Raw genomic sequence first — 15,253 nt, 5'->3', positions numbered from 1 at the left:
GCCGCTAGCTCAGTTGGTTAGAGCAGCTGACTCTTAATCAGCGGGTCCGGGGTTCGAGTCCCTGGCGGCGCACAGACGGAAGAAGCCCCTCGCGGAAGCGGGGGGCTTCTTCGTGTTCAAAGTCGCCTCAGGGACTGTTCGACCTCGATCCGATGGACAGTCCCTAAGTTCCGGTGGTGATCCGGACCGTCCAGGCGCCCGACCGTGTCCGGTCGGCGACCTCGACCTTGGCGTGTGCGCCGGGGATGCTGTATGTCTCGCCGACCCGCAGCGGGGCGTCGGCGAGCGGCGCGTAGACCGAGCGGTCCCAGCAGGCGTCGGTGCGGGGGTGGGTGTCGAGCACCTCGACCGGGCCGCCGCCGGAGGGGATTGCGTTGCTCACCCGGTAGAGCAGGACGCCTTCGGCGCAGGTCACGCTGTCGTTGCCGGTGGCGCTGCGGGCCTCGATGGCCACGGCGCTGTCCTCGCCGGTCCTGATCACCGCGAGCCGGGTGCCGATGGAGGCCCCGGGCTCGGGCAGGGCGGCCATCGACTCCAGGGTGATGTCCCGGCTCTTCTGGACGCAGACCACCTGTCGGCGGTCCAGCCAGCCCAGCTTCCACTTGTGCCAGCCGAAAAGATCCGGCGCGAGCCCGAACTGGCTGCCCATCACGTCCCAGTCGCCGACGTAGGTGTCCCAGTCGCCCTTGCCGTCGGACGGCCGGTGGTAGAGGTCCGGCAGGTCGAAGACGTGCCCGGTCTCGTGGGCCAGCACATTGCGGTCCGGCGGGTGCTGTTCGAAGACGGTGACGACGCGGCGGATGTCCGTGCCGTCGGCGTGCAGCGGCTGGTCGAAGTTGACGACCTTGGTGGCGTCGGAGTCGACGCCCGGGGCGTCCGGGTCGGCGACCAGATAGACGATGTCGTACCGGGAGAAGTCGACCTTCGGATCGGCCGCGGCGACGGCATCGCGCAGATAGGAGCCGCGCCGGTCGTTGTCCCAGTCACGGCGTATGTCGTACTTGTCGGACGTCTTGGGCATCCGGATCCACTGCCGCACCACGTGCGGGCGCAGGGTGAACTTCCCGTACGAGGCGCGCTGGAAGAACCGGGTGGTGGCGGGGAAGTGGTCGGCGGCGAGCTTCCCGGGGGTCATGGCGGGGTTGTGGTCCGGGAAGGAGAGGAAGATCATGACCGCGTCGAGGGCGTGGTCGGGGCGGGGATAGGCGCCGTTCCAGTCGCTCACGCCGAGCGAGTGGTGCGCCTCCCTCCGGGGCAGGGCGCAGGGGCCGGCCTCACCGGTGGCGGCCACGGCGGGCCCGGCGACGAGGGAGGTGGCAGCGAGAGCCAGAAGAGCGGTCACGGCGGCGCCCACGGCACGCAGGCTCGGCCTCTCCACTCCCCCGGATCTGTGCTGACGCGGCACATCTACCTCCGGGTGCGAGATGCGGTCACCCACTCACCCTGTGATGGCCCGGGGCTTTCGTCCTGTTGAGCTGCCCCAGTCGAGTCAGCAATCGGTCAAGGCCCTCACCCTCACAGACAGTCACAATCGATCGCCGAGGCATTGCAGAAGGACGCAAGCGCTCAGAAGTGATCCGTTACGGGTGAATCGGCGTCACGTATGAATGGCCCAGCGGGGCGAACGCGGGGCGTGGAAGGGTCGGGCGCTGGAACGGCCGACGTACCAACCTCTATGCTTCACCAGGCTTTCCCGCGTGGTTCCCGCCTTCGACCCAGGCGCTCCGCGCGGCGGGCCAGTCCGGCCACACCTGTTCAGGACAGAACTGCACGGCGGGAGCGAACGGTGAGCGGAACCCCCGAAGGGCCCGGGCCCACGGCGGGCACACCCCGGCATTCCGCAGGACCGGCGACCACGGAACGTCACACTCCGTGGCCCCCTGTCGGAGCCGAGTGCTCCGAGCCGCACGGCTACCGGGCCGCGTTCCTGGCCGCCACCCTCCCGATGGCCGTCGTCGGTCACGAGGGCCTGGTCGTCACCGCCAACGAGGCCCTCGGCGGCCTCCTCGGCCGACCCGCCTCCGCGCTGACCAACCAGTCCGCAGCCGATCTGCTCGACCTCGCCGCGGACGGCCGCACCTGGCACGCGTACCGGGAGGTGCTGCACGGGCGGCGCTCCCGGTTCCGCTGCACCCACCAGCTCAAGCATCCGGACGGACGGGCCCTGTGGGCCGAGGTCACCGTCGTACCGATGCCCGAGCAGGGGGCGGGTGCGGGGGCCGGCTCCGAACGCGGTCGGGTGCTGCTGTCCGTCTCGGACATCAGCGACCGGCGCGAGCTGCAGAATCGGCTGCGCCACCTCCAGATGCACGACCCGGTGACCCGGCTGCCCAACCGGACGCTGTTCTTCGAACGGCTCACGGCCGTCCTGGAGAACCCGCGGTACGACGACAGCACCTCCGGGCACGGCCGGGTCGGACTCTGTTACCTGGACCTGGACGGCTTCAAGGCCGTCAACGACACGATGGGCCACCGGATCGGCGACCGGCTGCTGGCCGCCGTCGCCGCACGGCTCACCGACTGCGCGGCCCAGGACGGCCCGCACCGCTCCGGCGCCCATCTCGTGGCGCGTCTGGGCGGCGACGAGTTCGCGATCCTGGTCGAGGACTCCGCCGGTACGCAGCAGCTCACCGACCTGGCCCGTACCGTCCTCGCCGCCCTTCAGCAGCCCTTCGACCTGGCCGGGCAACGGCTCTCGGTGTCGGCCTCGATCGGGGTGGTGGAACGGCCCGTGGCCGGCACCTCCGCCACCGGTCTGATGCAGGCCGCCGACACCACGCTGTACTGGGCCAAGGCGGACGGCAAGGCCCGCTGGACGGTCTTCGACCCGGAGCGCAACGCCCATCGGATGACCCGGCAGACGCTCTCGTCCAATCTGCGGCCCGCCGTGGAGCGCGGCGAGTTCACCATCGAGTACCAGCCGCTGGTCGGCATGGCCGATGGAGTCGTGCGCGGGGTGGAGGCCCTGGTCCGCTGGAACCATCCCCAGTTCGGCATGCTGTCGCCGAATCGGTTCGTCGCGATCGCCGAGGAGGACGGCTCGATCGTCCAGCTCGGCCGGTGGGTGCTGCAGTCCGCCTGCCGTCAGGCCCGGCGCTGGCAGCTGGAGCACCCCACCGATCCGCCGCTGTTCATCAGCGTCAACGTCGCCGTGCGCCAGGTCTGGGACTCCGATCTGGTCAACGATGTCGCGGAGATCCTCGCCGAGACCGGCCTCGACCCCTCGCTGCTCCAGCTGGAGCTGACCGAGTCCGCGGTGATGGGCTCGGCGGGCCGCCCGATCCAGGCGCTCCAGTCGCTCAGCGAGATGGGCGTGCGGATCGCCATCGACGACTTCGGGACCGGCTACTCCAACCTCGCCTATCTGAGCCGGCTGCCGGTCTCGGTGCTGAAGCTGGACGGCTCCTTCGTACGCGGCTTCCGTTACGACGACGGCGCCCACCCGAGCCCGGCCGACGAGACGATCGTCGAGGCGATGGTGCAGCTGGCGCACCGGCTGGGCCTGACCGTCACCGCGGAGTGCGTGGAGACGGCCGGCCAGGCGGAACGGCTGCGCCGGATCGGCTGCGACACCGGGCAGGGCTGGCTCTACTCGCGCGCGGTGGCCCCGGAGCGGATCGCCGAGCTGATCGGCACCGGTCCGATGCAGGTCTGAGCCACCGCGCGGCGGGGCCGGGTCAGGCCGTGGGCATTCCGTACGCGTCCGCGATCAGTTCGTAGCTGCGCAGCCTCGCCTCGCCGCTGTGGGCGTTGGCGGTGATCATGAGCTCGTCGGCGCCGGTGCGCTCGGCCAGGCCGTCGAGGCCGGTGCGGACCTGGTCCGCGGTGCCGTGGACGATGTCGGCGAGCCAGCTGTCGACGAACTCGCGCTCCATCGGGCTGAAGGCGTAGGCCTCGGCCTCCTCGGGCGTCGGGATCAGACCGGGGCGGCCGGTGCGCAGCCGGACCATGGACAGCGCGCCGGAGAGCACCTGGCGGCGGGCCTCGCGCTCGTCGTCGGCGGCCAGGGCCGAGACGCCGATCAGGGCGTACGGGGCCTCCAGCACCGCGGAGGGCTGGAAGGACTCCCGGTACAGGTCGAGCGCCGGGATCGTGTTCCGGGCCGAGAAGTGGTGGGCGAAGGCGAAGGGCAGGCCGAGCACACCGGCCAGCCGGGCGCTGAAGCCGGAGGAGCCGAGCAGCCAGACCGGCGGGCGGGCGGGCGACTGGACGCCGCCGTCGGCCGTGGCCTGGACGGGGCCGGGGACCGCGTGGATTCGGGCGTAGGGGTGGCCGTCGGGGAAGTCGTCGTCCAGGAACCGGGTCAGCTCGGCGAGCTGCTGCGGGAAGTCGTCCGCGCCCTCGTTCAGCCGGTCGGTGCGGCGCAGGGCTGCCGCCGTCGCGCCGTCGGTGCCGGGGGCGCGGCCGAGGCCGAGGTCGATGCGGCCGGGGGCCATGGCCTCCAGGGTGCCGAACTGCTCCGCGATGACCAGTGGTGCGTGGTTGGGCAGCATCACGCCGCCGGAGCCGAGCCTGATGCGCTCGGTGCGAGCGGCGAGGTGGGCCAGGATCACGGCCGGGGAGGAGGAGGCGACGCCGGGCATGGAGTGGTGTTCGGCGACCCAGTAGCGGTGGAATCCGCGGCGCTCGGCGAGCCGGGCGATGTCCACACCGGTGCGCAGCGCCTGGGTGGCGGTGCGGCCCTGTCCCACGGTCACCAGGTCCAGTACGGAGAGCGGAACGGGGGCCGTTCCCTCCGCTCTGCCACGGATCTCGTCGCCTCGAATCTCGTCCACGTCCTGGCCTCTCCGGTGATGCGCCTCGGTCCGGCTCGTACGTCTCGTACGTCCGGCTCGTACGTCCGGAAGCGGATAACAGGAGGTCGTCTCCGTTTATTCCCCGTGCGCGCCCGGGAGGGGCCTGGGCTACCGCCCGGTCCGGTCGCGCCTGCCGCTGTGTGCGCGTTCCCGGCCCTGACCCCAGGAGGCCACCGGGGCCGGCGGGGCCTCCCGGGCGGCGAAGAGCCGGCCCAGCCTCGGCGACCACGAGCGGCGGCCGGCCAGGCGCAGTCCCTCGCGGACGGTGACCTGGTTCCCGGTGAGGACCGGTTTGCCGAGGAGTTCCTCCAGGTCGGCCTCGTGGCCGGCGGTGTGCAGCGCCGTGTCAGGCAGCAGCACCACGTCCGCCTCCGGCCGGTCGGCGGCGACGGCGAGCTCCTTCACCCGGTCCAGGTCCCAGGCGGCGGCCTCGGCGGCCGATCCGAGCGAGGCGGCGCGGGTGCCGGCCACCTCGATGCCCGCGGCGTGCAGGAAGTCGGCGAACAGGCCGGTGACGCGCTCGGAGTAGGTGGAGGCGACGGCGACCGGTCCGGCGCCCAGCTCCCGTACCGCGTGGGCAAGGCCGAAGGAAGTGCTGGAGGCGGACACACCGACCGCACGGGCCAGGGCGGCGGTCTGTTCATGGGCACCCTCCCAGCCGTGCAGGAAGCTGCCGCCGCCGCTCGCCCACACGACGCACTCCACACCGGCGCGTTGCAGTTCCCCCACCCCGGCGGCCAGGCGCTCGGGCGAGCCGGTCCGCATCAGGGCGTCGATCGTGTAGGCGTCGTCGTCGACATCGGTGCGGTTCACGACCAGCCTGACGGCGTCGAGCAGGATCTCCATCCGCGGGAAATCGTCCTCCGCGAAGTGGCCCGGGTAGAGAATTCCGACGGTCGTCATGTCCACAGGTCCGCCCTCCCTGTTCCTGTTTCCTCCTAGTATTCCCCCATATGTCGCGACTCCCCCGGTGCCCTGTTGACGGGTGTGGGCATGGGTGCGAGCGTGGGTCGATCCGCATATCCCAGACGCAGCGGAGCGACCGCCTCTCATGTCAGAGCCCACCCTGCTCGTCCTGGACACCGACCCGTCCCCGCGTCTGGGCCGGCTGACCGGCCGCGCCCGGATCCGGTACACGGACGAGGCCGGACTGGCCGCGCGGCTCCCGTCGGCCGATGTGCTGCTGGTATGGGACTTCACCTCCGACGCGGTACGGGCCGCCTGGCCCGGCGCCGGTCCGCGCCCGGCCTGGGTGCACACGGCGAGCACGGGCGTGGACCGGCTGCTCTGCCCGGAACTGACGGCCTCCGACACGGTGGTGACCAATGCCCGGGGCATCTTCGAGCGGCCGGTCGCCGAGTACGTGGCCGGCCTGGTGCTGGCGTTCGCCAAGGACCTGCCCGGCACGCTGGAGCTCCAGCGGCAGCACCGGTGGCGCCACCGCGAGAGCACCCGGCTCGCGGGCAGCCGCGCGGTGGTCGTCGGCGCGGGGCCGATCGGGCGGGAGATCACCAAGCTGCTGATCGCGCTGGGGGTCCGGGTGGCGCTCGTGGGGCGACGGGCGCGGCGCACCATCCATGGCGCCGAGGATCTGGACCGGCTGACCGCGCTGGCCGACTGGGTGATCTGCGCTGCTCCGCTGACCGAGTCGACCCGCGGCATGTTCGACGCCCGGTTCTTCGGGCTGATGCAGCCGTCGGCCCGCTTCATCAATGTGGGCCGCGGCCCGATGGTCGTCGAGGACGATCTGGCCGAGGCGCTGCGCAGGCGCTGGATCGCGGGTGCGGCGCTCGATGTGTTCGAGCGGGAACCACTGGAACCGCAGAGTCCGCTCTGGGACGTACCGGATCTGATCGTGTCACCGCACATGAGCGGCGACACTGCGGGCTGGCGGGACCGGCTGAGCGAGCAGTTCGTCGCGATGTACGAGCTCTGGACGGCCGGTGAGCCCCTGCCGAACGTGGTGGACAAGCGGCGCGGTTACGTACCCGTCCGGGAACCGGGCGAGTGAAACCGCGGCCGACAAGGGAACCGATGTTCGACATTGAACGGCCGAGCGAATTCGGTTCACCGGAAAAAATCTTTCCGGACGCGGGGCGCGGGCGCACCCGCGCGTTCCCCCGTGCAGCGCTGTGACCTCGCCACTCGTCGGACGAAAGCGACCCTGGCATATGCCTTACGGATGCACCCCAGCTCACGACGGGGCGGCCCGTCGACCAGTCACCGACAGCCGCCCCGGAAAGGAGTCCTGGCGGCTATCGTGAGGGCAGAGCTTGCGGTCACAACCTGGTGGGGGAAACCGTGACGTTGAAGCCCGAACCGACCGCACCGTTCCATTCGGTGCAGCACGCCCTTCGTGTCCTCGAAACGGTCTCCAAGCACGGCAACGGCGTGACGGACACCCAGATCTCCCGCGAGACGGGACTGCCCGTCGGCCACCTCACCTCCCTGCTGCTGACACTGCGCCGCGAGGGCTATGTGGAGCAGGTCACCGACGGCGCGTACGTCGTCGGCTCCTCGCTCCTGCTCCTCGGTTCCGGACCGGCCCGCAGACAGGCCCTGGAGACCAAGCTCCAGCAGTCACTGGCGCAGCTGCGCGACTCGGTCGGCGCGGCGGTCTACATCAGCCGGTACGTCGACGGCGAGATCCGGGTCACGCAGTACGCCGACGGCCCGCTCACCCCCGCGGTCAACGAGTGGGTGGACTTCCGCTCGGCCGCGCACGCCTCGGCGGTCGGCAAGTGCCTGCTGTCCCAGCTCGACCACAACGGCCGCCGCGACCACATCTCGCGCCACAAGACTCCCCGGCTCACCTCACGGACGATCACCAGCGAGAAGGTGCTCCTCTCCAGGCTGGACAGCCAGCCGGCCACGGTCCCGATGCTCGACATCCAGGAGTACGCGGTCGGCACGGTGTGCGCGGCGGTGCCGCTGACGGCGGGGGCGTCGGCGGGCTGCCTGGCGCTGTCGCTGCCGATCGAGGACGCGCACCGTCTGCGCTCGGCGGCCGACACACTGAACCGGCGGGCGGCGCCGGTCCTCCTGTCGATGGCGCTCTAGGACCGGCCCGACGGGGGTGTCATCAGCACCCCTCGGAAGCAGGTATTATTTTCGAGTCAGCAGGCGCCGCTAGCTCAGTTGGTTAGAGCAGCTGACTCTTAATCAGCGGGTCCGGGGTTCGAGTCCCTGGCGGCGCACAGACAACGCACTGGGCGGTTCACGTACACACGTGGACCGCCCAGTGCGTTTTTTGCTGCCCGGCGAGATGTACGAACGTTTTACACAGTCGTACTAGACAAGCGTTTTAAACGCTCGTACATTTCCTGGCATGACGAACGCTACGAGCACCACCGCCGAGCGCGGCAACCTCGCCGGTCGCCGGGAATGGACCGCCTTCGTGGTCCTGCTGCTCCCCCTCCTTCTCGTCTCGATGGACGTCTCCGTCCTCTTCTTCGCGATCCCGTCCATCGACCGGGACCTCGCCCCCAGCGCCACCCAACAGCTCTGGATCTTTGATGTGTACGCCTTCGCCCTGGCCGGCCTGCTCATCACGATGGGCTCGCTCGGCGACCGGATAGGCCGCCGCAAGCTGCTGCTCCTGGGCGCGTTCGCCTTCAGTGCCGCATCCGTCGCCGCCGCGTACGCCAACAGCCCCGGGATGCTGATCGCGGCCCGCGCCCTGCTCGGGATCGGCGGGGCGACGCTGATGCCGTCGACCATGGGGCTGGTGCGGAACATGTTCCGCGACGAGCGGCAGCGCGGCCGGGCCGTGGGGATCTGGTCGGGGGCCATGGCGGGCGGGGTCGCGCTCGGTTCGGTGCTCAGCGGGATCATGCTGGAGCACTTCTGGTGGGGTTCGGTCTTTCTGATCAATGTGCCGGCGATGGTGCTGCTGCTGGTACTGGTCCCGGTACTGGTCCCGGAGTTCAAGGACCCGGACCCCGGCAGGTTCGACTTCCTGAGCGTGCCGCTGTCCATGGGGTCCGTGCTGCCGGTCATCTACGGCATCAAGGAGAGCGCCGCCCATGGGCTCGATGTGCGCAACGGGCTGATCATCGCCGCCGGGCTGCTCGTCGGCCGGTTCTTCGTCCGCCGTCAGCGCGGCCACGCTGACGCGATGATCAGCCGCGAACTGTTCCGCGACCGCGGCTTCGCGGTGGGGATCGGGCTGAACGCGCTGGCCGCGTTCGCGATGATGGGCTCCTCGTTCTTCACCACGCAGTATCTGCAGTCGGTGCTCGGCATGGGCACGATGGAGGCCGCGCTGTGGAGCCTGGCGCCCTCGCTCGCGGTGGGCGCCGCGGCCCCGACGGCCACGGCGATCGCCCAGCGGACCGACCGTGCACGGGTCATCTGCGCCGGGTTCGTCATCGCCGCCGCCGGCTTCGCCGTTCTTGCGCTGACCGGCACGGATTCCCTGGGGCTGCTGCTCGGCGGCTGCGCCGTGATGAGCTGCGGCATCGTCACCGTGATGGCGCTCGTATCCGACCTGGCGCTGTCCACGGCCCCGCCGGAGAAGGCGAGTTCGGCCGCCTCGCTGCTGGAGACCGGCCAGGAGTTCGGCGGTGCGACGGGGATGGCCCTGCTGGGCGCGGTGGCCACCGCGATCTACACCGCGGACATGCCGGGCTCCGCCCCGGAGGTCGCCCGCAAGACCCTCGCGGGTGCGGTGGCCACCGGTGACGGTTCGCTGATCCGGATCGGGCGGGAGGCCTTCGTGCACAGCATGCAGTACGCCTCGGTGGCCGGGGCCGCGCTGTTGCTGCTGGGGGCGGTGCTGGCCGCGACGCTGCTGCGCAGGGGCGCGGGGGCGGCCGCGCAGAAGATGCCGGCCCTGACCAGCTAGTGCCGCGACGGGGCAAACCTGCCGGCCGCGGCACTAGTGCGGGCCGGCCCGCGTGGCCGCCGTGTCCCCGATCGCCGCACGGGCCTGGACCCCGGGCCCGTGCGCCTCGTACTCGCCCAGCAGGGACGCCAGTTGCTCGCCGTCGAGCGGCGCGTACCCGCCGCCCGGCCCTCGTCGCCACACGGGCCCGCCGGACCAGAACCCCTCCCGGCGCAGCGCCACGCGGTGCACCTTGTTCGTCGCCGTGACCGGCATCGCCGGGACGATCCGTACGAAGCCGGGGGCCATCTTCGTACCCAGATCCGACTGCGCGGCGAGGAACGCGGCGAAGGCGGACGGGTCGAAACCGGTCCCCTCCCGCATGGCCAGCGCCGCCATCACCTGGTCCCCGGCGACCGGGTCGGGCACCGCGTACACCGCCACGGCCGCCGCGTCCTCCCAGCGGGCCAGGATGTTCTCGATCATCGCGGCGGCCAGGTTCTCGCTGTCCACCCGCAGCCGGTCGTCGGTGCGGCCCGCGAAGTAGAGGAAGCCCTCGGCGTCGCGGAAGAAGAGGTCCCCGGTCCAGTACCAGCCGCCGCGTGTCCGCTCGGCGTCCGCCGCCGCGTTGCGCCAGTAGCCCTCGAAGGGCGTGCGCCCCCGGTTCACCAACTCCCCGATCGCCTCGCCGCCGTTGACCAGCCGGCCCGCCGCGTCGAAGACGGCGGTGGCGCGTTCCTCGCCGGATTCCGGGTCCACGACCGCGAGATCGTCGCGGGCCGGGGCCCTCCCGATCGCCCGCTCCGGGGTGTCCGGCGTCCGCTGGATCGCCGCGCCGCCCTCGGAGGAGCCGTAGCCCTCCACCAGCCGCACCCCGAACCGCTCCCGGAACCGGGCCGCGTCCACCGCACCGGCCTCGGTGCCGAAGCCGAGCCGGAGCGGATGGTCGCGGTCGTCCGGACGCTCGGGGGTGGCCAGCAGATACTGCACGGCGCGGCCGACGTAGGTGAAGTACGTCGCCCCGTACGCCCGTACGTCGTCGAGGAATCCGGAGGCCGAGAAGCGGCTGCGCAGCGCGACGGCGGCCCCGCCGGCCAGCGCGGGCGCCCAGTCGGCGATCACGGCGTTGCCGTGGAACATCGGCATGCAGATGTAGTGGACGTCCTCACGGCGGACGCCGAAGTGGTCGACGAGCGACTGCCCGGCCGCCGCCAGCCGTCCCTGGGTGCAGATCGCGGCCTTGGGCGCGCCCGTCGATCCGGAGGTGAAGTAGAGCAGCATCCGGGTTCCGGGGCCGATGTCCGGCCGGGCCGTGTCGCCGGGCTCGGCTCCGGCGTACGGGGCGAGGAGTCCGGCGTACGCGTCGGTGTCGGTGACCAGCATCCGGACGCCCGGGAGGTCCAGGCCGTCGAGGAGCGGCAGATGGGCGCGTTCGGTGACCAGGACCCGGCAGTCGGTGTGCAGGATGTCCCGGGCCAGTTCGGCGCCGCGCCGGGTGGGGTTGATCCCGGCCACGGCGGCCCCGGCCAGGGCCGCCGCGCTCAACCAGAGGGGGAATTCAGGGGTGTTGTCCAGCAGCACCCCGAGGTGCGGTTCGCTGCCCGCCGACAGCAGATCCGCCAGGAGCGCGGCCCGTGCGGCAGCGCCCGAGGCGACCTGGTGATGAGTGAGGACGGTGCCCCGATGTCTCAGTCCGGGCCGGTGGTCGCCCCATTGGCACTGTACGAGCTCCGCTATGGTGCCTGCGCTCCTCATGGCGCCGCACGGTAACTGACTAAGCGTCAGAACTGAACATCGGAGCAGGCGTAGAACGCGTTGGCCGTGTCGGCGATGTTCCAGACACTCAGGATGATGTGCTTCCCGCTCTTCTGCGTGGGGATGGTGCCCTGCTGGGTCAGGGTCGCCGGGGGCTGCTTGCCGCCGTACGGCACCGTCATGAAGGGCTGGGACTCCAGGTCGGCCCTGGTCAGCGGCTTGGTGGGGTCCCAGCCGTCCTTGGTGATGTAGTAGCGGAAGTCCGTCGTGGCGTGGCGCGCGGTGAACTGCCAGCGGAAGCTGAAGCCCTGGCCGGCGGTGACCCGGGTGGCGGGCCAGTTGCCGCCGCGCGGGTCGTCGAGCTGGGCGAACTCGCCGTGGCCGCCGGAGCAGATCCTGCCGTCGGCGGGACCTGCCGCCGGGAAGCCCTTCGGGCCCTCGACGCTCTGCGGCTCCCACTGGATGTTGCCGCAGCCCGTCACCGTGCCGTTGGCACAGAGCTTCTGACGGCTGATGGGGTTGTCGGTGTAGCCGTGGCTGTTGGCCGTGCTCGTCGCGAACATCGAGACGCCCGCGATTGCCAGGCCGACCACGGCCGCGCTTGCCCTTTTACGCATTGCTTCGCTCCTCGAGAACGTGGGGGAGGTTCCATGAGCCGTGCTGCGCGCGCGTTCTGCGGTCTAGACCAAGGCTTAGATTATTGACGGGATATGAACATGTCCAGACCAATGAGAGTCCGATTCCGCTGGGTCGGCCCAGCACCCCCACGGCCCCCTCAGGCCCCTTCCGCGCCGCTGCGTCCGGTGTAGAAAGCCACCGTCAAGTCCTTGACCAGGGACTTCCGTTCGTAGTCGTCGAGCTCCACGAGGCCCCGCGCGGTCAGCCGGCTGACCGTGTCGTCGACCGCGTCGACGACCGAAGTCAGGACACTGTCGCGGTGCTTGGCGTCGATGGCCGCGATCCGGCGGCGCTGCATCGCCGCGGAGACCTCCGGCGCGTACTCGATTCCGGTCGGCTGCGCCGAGTACACCTCGATGCCGACGGGCTCGCAGTCCGCCTTCAGCATCCGGGTCAGCGCGTCCCCGACCGCCTCGGCGTTGCGCAGGGTGTGCGCGTCCTCGTGGAAGGCGTCGGCGGGCAGCTGCGAGAGGACCCGGGCCATCGCCGCCTCGACCTGCTCGCGCAGATACGCCTCGTGGTCGGCGACCCCGAGCGCCGCCCGTACGGTGTCCTTGATCCGCCACACCACGAGGACGACCACGCGCAGCGCCGTACCGTTGGCGTCCACGGCGGGGAGCGGTTCGCTGCGCCAGTGCCGCAGGCGTACGTCGACCCGGCGGCGCAGCAGCAGGGGGCTGATCCACATCAGCCCGGTCCGCCGCACACTCCCCCGGTACTCACCGAAGAGCGTCAGCACCCAGGCGTACCCCACACGCCCCCGGCTCAGGCCGCCGAGCGCGAAGAGCACCACCGACACCAGCGCGACGAGCGCCGACCAGGCACCGATCCCGATCCCGTGGTACGGGCGCGAGCCGATCCCGAACCGGGCGAGCGCGGCGGCGGGCAGCGCGCCGATCCACCAGAGCACGACGCCACCGGCGGCGACCCCGGCGAGTGCGGCGAGCAGCGCGAGCCAGCCGGGGAGCGCGGGGCCCGGCCGCTCGGCGAGCCGGGGGTCGGCGACCGGCGCCGGCCGTGTCGAGGGCCGTACCTGCGGCCCCCTCGGCGCGGGCGGACGCCGCACCCCGGTCTGCGGCCGGTCGCCGTCGGGTGCCCGCCGCACCACACCGGCGGGGAGCGCGGCCGCGTCGGCACGCGCGGCGTCCTCGCGGAAGAGCAGGTGCACGGGGATGGACGCGGCCCGCTCGCTGCCGATGACCGCGTGGTGGCGCCCGGTCCCCCGCAGCGTGCCGCCGGACCGCTGCACGGACCCGTCGCCCCCGGCGACGGGGAGGGAGCCGAAGGCGGCGTCGGGGGCCGCGCGGCGCCGGGGCGGGGGCGGGGCGGGTTCGGCCCCCGACGCCGCGGCCGGGACCGGCACCGACGCCGGGGCCGGGGTCGCGCCGAACGCGGAGTCCCGGTCCTCGCCCGGGCCCGGATCCGCCACGAGATCGGCCGACGGGTCCGAACCGGCGTCCGCGCCGGTGTCCGGGCCGGGCGCCAGTGCCGGGACGGCGACCGCGGCCCCCGCACCGGCGGGCCGGTCCGGGCCGCCGTCCTCCCGGCCGGGCGGCGCCACCCGGTCCGGGCCGCACGCCCCGACCGGCTCCGGCTCCCGCTCCTTCTCCCGTGACCTTCCGTTCTCCGGGGTTCCGGAGCTGTCCCACACCGTGGATCGCATACCCGCCTCCGTCATGTCCGTCCTGTCACCCGAAGAGTCGCCGCCAGGTCTCCGGGCCGGGGTAGCCGTCGGCCGCTCCGCCCCGCCAGCCCTGGGCCCGCTGGAAGGCCTCGACATTGCGCCGGTCCGCCTCGGTCCACCGGGGCCCGGGTCCCGACGTGTAGTGCTTGCCGAAACCCTTCTTCACCAACTGCTTGCCGAGTCGCTCGACATGGCCGTTGGACTGTCCGGGCCGGAAATAACCCCGCCCGGGAAACTTCGAATCCGGGCCCGGGTCGCCGTGGCCGGCTCCCGTTCCGCCGCCCCCGGACCCGGATCCGGTTCCGGGGATGTCGCGGCCGGTTCCGGCGGCCAGCAGCTGCCAGGTGTCGGGGCCGGGGATGCCGTCCGCCTCCTCGCCCTTCCAGCCCTGGGCCTTCTGGAACGCCCGGGTCGCGCGCCGGTCGGCGTCGCCCCAGCCCGGCCCGGGGCCGACCTCGTAGAAGCGCCGGCCGCCCCGGTCCACGAGCATCCTGCCGAGCTGGGTGACGTACTTGTTGCTGGCGCCGGGGCCGAACTTCCCGGTACCCGGGAACCCCGGCACCGAGGAACCGCTGCCGGCGCTGCCGCTGCTGAGGCCCTTGTAGCGGTAGGCGACGTAGCTGCCGGAGTTGCTCCAGTACGCCATGGGCGTCGTCTTCTTGCGGGTGTGCGGCTTCGTCTGCTCGTACGCCGTGTAGTGGGTGTGCGTGGAGTCGGTCCAGCCGCCGAAGATCGTGACGTGCGAGCCCTTCGAGGGGTCGGCCGGGTTGTGGAAGAGCAGGATGTCGCCGGGCTGGAGATCCGCCCGCGCGATCCGCGTCCCGAACGCGGCGAGGCTGCCGGTCCACTCGTTGCCGGGCAGGTTCCAGGCCATCGACACGAAGCCGGAGCAGTCCTGCCGGTATCCGTCGGACCAGTACTTGACCATGCTGTAAGGAACCTCGGCCGACACCCACTTCTTCGCGCGCTTGATGATGTCGGCCCGGCTGGTCTTGCGCAGCTTGGGCGTGGTCGTCGTGGACGAGGGCGGCCCCGCGGCGCCGGCGCCCCGCAGCGGTCCGGGCCCGCCCTGCGGGCTGTCCCCTTCCCGGTCCGCCCGGGCGGCTCCGGCCGCCTCCGCCGCCCGGTCGCCCGTCGGGCCCGCCGCCTCGGCGACACCGGAGCCCAGCACCACTCCGGCCGCGGTGGCCAGCACCAGGGCGCGGCGCGCGCCATGCGCGGCCGGATGGCCTCCGTACCGCACAGGCAGTGCACTGGCGGCGGTCCGCCGCTGTGCGACGCACCCCGCACAGGTGCAGTCGACGGCAGGTACGTACTCCTCGAAAGCCGGCACAGTCATGCGATTCCCCTCCGCACTCGTCAAGATCTTTGGGCGCATCTGCACGGGCGCCAGTGTCTCAACTCTCCTGACATATCGCATTTTGACGGACAGACGAGAAAAAACGACCATCCGACAGGCCGTGCTGGACGGTAAATGGTCAGGAGCACCCCCCGGCTTCGGGTAGAGTTCTCCAG

Annotated in this window: 11 protein-coding genes and 2 tRNA genes; 6 read left to right on the top strand and 7 right to left on the bottom strand. The window is 71.9% G+C overall.

Annotation, left to right across the window (positions count from 1 at the left end):
- A tRNA-Lys gene (locus IE107_RS27540) sits at window positions 1-72 on the top strand.
- A gap of 91 nt (window positions 73-163) precedes the next feature.
- Here the strand turns inward: IE107_RS27540 and IE107_RS27535 are convergent.
- Window positions 164-1,378, bottom strand: coding sequence for a M6 family metalloprotease domain-containing protein (locus tag IE107_RS27535; RefSeq protein WP_189547045.1), 1,215 nt, complete (start codon window positions 1,376-1,378; stop codon window positions 164-166).
- Between the two features lie 408 nt (window positions 1,379-1,786).
- Between IE107_RS27535 and IE107_RS27530 the strand changes: the two genes are divergently transcribed.
- Window positions 1,787-3,655: a putative bifunctional diguanylate cyclase/phosphodiesterase gene (locus IE107_RS27530; RefSeq protein ID WP_189547044.1), complete on the top strand. Its 1,869-nt coding sequence runs from the start codon at window positions 1,787-1,789 to the stop codon at window positions 3,653-3,655.
- Between the two features lie 22 nt (window positions 3,656-3,677).
- Here the strand turns inward: IE107_RS27530 and IE107_RS27525 are convergent, their stop codons facing one another.
- Together IE107_RS27525 and IE107_RS27520 are read right to left on the bottom strand one after the other, a co-directional pair.
- Window positions 3,678-4,775, bottom strand: coding sequence for an LLM class flavin-dependent oxidoreductase (locus IE107_RS27525; RefSeq protein WP_189547043.1), 1,098 nt, complete (start codon window positions 4,773-4,775; stop codon window positions 3,678-3,680).
- 129 nt (window positions 4,776-4,904) lie between these two features.
- The gene (locus IE107_RS27520; RefSeq protein ID WP_189547042.1) at window positions 4,905-5,699 is read right to left on the bottom strand and encodes a maleate cis-trans isomerase family protein; all 795 of its coding nucleotides are present in this window, start codon (window positions 5,697-5,699) and stop codon (window positions 4,905-4,907) included.
- Window positions 5,700-5,847: 148 nt separating this feature from the next.
- On the opposite strand from IE107_RS27520, the gene IE107_RS27515 reads away from it, so the two are divergent.
- The 4 genes from IE107_RS27515 to IE107_RS27500 all read left to right on the top strand — a co-directional run bounded on the left by IE107_RS27515 (window position 5,848) and on the right by IE107_RS27500 (window position 9,642).
- Window positions 5,848-6,807 carry a D-2-hydroxyacid dehydrogenase gene (locus IE107_RS27515; RefSeq protein ID WP_189547041.1) on the top strand — a complete coding sequence of 320 codons (960 nt, stop codon included), beginning with the start codon at window positions 5,848-5,850 and terminating at the stop codon, window positions 6,805-6,807.
- Between the two features lie 290 nt (window positions 6,808-7,097).
- The gene (locus IE107_RS27510) at window positions 7,098-7,856 is read left to right on the top strand and encodes an IclR family transcriptional regulator domain-containing protein (RefSeq protein ID WP_189547040.1); all 759 of its coding nucleotides are present in this window, start codon (window positions 7,098-7,100) and stop codon (window positions 7,854-7,856) included.
- A gap of 63 nt (window positions 7,857-7,919) precedes the next feature.
- Window positions 7,920-7,993: transfer RNA gene (locus IE107_RS27505), tRNA-Lys, on the top strand.
- Window positions 7,994-8,124: 131 nt separating this feature from the next.
- Complete coding sequence (locus tag IE107_RS27500; RefSeq protein WP_189547039.1) at window positions 8,125-9,642, top strand: MFS transporter; 1,518 nt, start codon at window positions 8,125-8,127, stop codon at window positions 9,640-9,642.
- A 33-nt stretch (window positions 9,643-9,675) separates the two neighbouring features.
- Here IE107_RS27500 and IE107_RS27495 read toward each other — a convergent pair whose 3' ends face one another.
- The 4 genes from IE107_RS27495 to IE107_RS27480 all read right to left on the bottom strand — a co-directional run bounded on the left by IE107_RS27495 (window position 9,676) and on the right by IE107_RS27480 (window position 15,077).
- Window positions 9,676-11,376 (bottom strand): AMP-binding protein, encoded by a 1,701-nt coding sequence (locus tag IE107_RS27495; protein ID WP_189547038.1) that lies wholly within the window; start codon window positions 11,374-11,376, stop codon window positions 9,676-9,678.
- 26 nt (window positions 11,377-11,402) lie between these two features.
- Entirely contained in the window at window positions 11,403-11,993 is a 591-nt protein-coding gene (locus IE107_RS27490; protein WP_189547037.1) for a lytic polysaccharide monooxygenase auxiliary activity family 9 protein, read from the bottom strand.
- Between the two features lie 158 nt (window positions 11,994-12,151).
- Window positions 12,152-13,717 (bottom strand): SPFH domain-containing protein, encoded by a 1,566-nt coding sequence (locus tag IE107_RS27485; protein ID WP_229867280.1) that lies wholly within the window; start codon window positions 13,715-13,717, stop codon window positions 12,152-12,154.
- Between the two features lie 25 nt (window positions 13,718-13,742).
- Window positions 13,743-15,077 carry a peptidoglycan-binding protein gene (locus tag IE107_RS27480; RefSeq protein ID WP_189547035.1) on the bottom strand — a complete coding sequence of 445 codons (1,335 nt, stop codon included), beginning with the start codon at window positions 15,075-15,077 and terminating at the stop codon, window positions 13,743-13,745.
- Between the last annotated feature and the right edge of the window lie 176 nt (window positions 15,078-15,253).

This window comes from Streptomyces gelaticus (assembly GCF_014649535.1).
Lineage (GTDB): Bacteria > Actinomycetota > Actinomycetes > Streptomycetales > Streptomycetaceae > Streptomyces > Streptomyces gelaticus.
The sequence above is the reverse complement of the archived record's forward strand: the minus strand, read 5'-3'. Positions and strand labels throughout refer to the sequence as shown.

What these genes read in the sequence shown, in the direction of transcription:
- IE107_RS27485 (WP_229867280.1), bottom strand. Translation starts at nt 13,717, where the DNA reads ATGCGATCCACGGTGTGGGACAGCTCCGGAACCCCGGAGAACGGAAGG.
- IE107_RS27520 (WP_189547042.1), bottom strand. Translation starts at nt 5,699, where the DNA reads ATGACGACCGTCGGAATTCTCTACCCGGGCCACTTCGCGGAGGACGAT.
- IE107_RS27490 (WP_189547037.1), bottom strand. Translation starts at nt 11,993, where the DNA reads ATGCGTAAAAGGGCAAGCGCGGCCGTGGTCGGCCTGGCAATCGCGGGC.
- IE107_RS27495 (WP_189547038.1), bottom strand. Translation starts at nt 11,376, where the DNA reads ATGAGGAGCGCAGGCACCATAGCGGAGCTCGTACAGTGCCAATGGGGC.
- IE107_RS27500 (WP_189547039.1), top strand. Translation starts at nt 8,125, where the DNA reads ATGACGAACGCTACGAGCACCACCGCCGAGCGCGGCAACCTCGCCGGT.
- IE107_RS27515 (WP_189547041.1), top strand. Translation starts at nt 5,848, where the DNA reads ATGTCAGAGCCCACCCTGCTCGTCCTGGACACCGACCCGTCCCCGCGT.
- IE107_RS27480 (WP_189547035.1), bottom strand. Translation starts at nt 15,077, where the DNA reads ATGACTGTGCCGGCTTTCGAGGAGTACGTACCTGCCGTCGACTGCACC.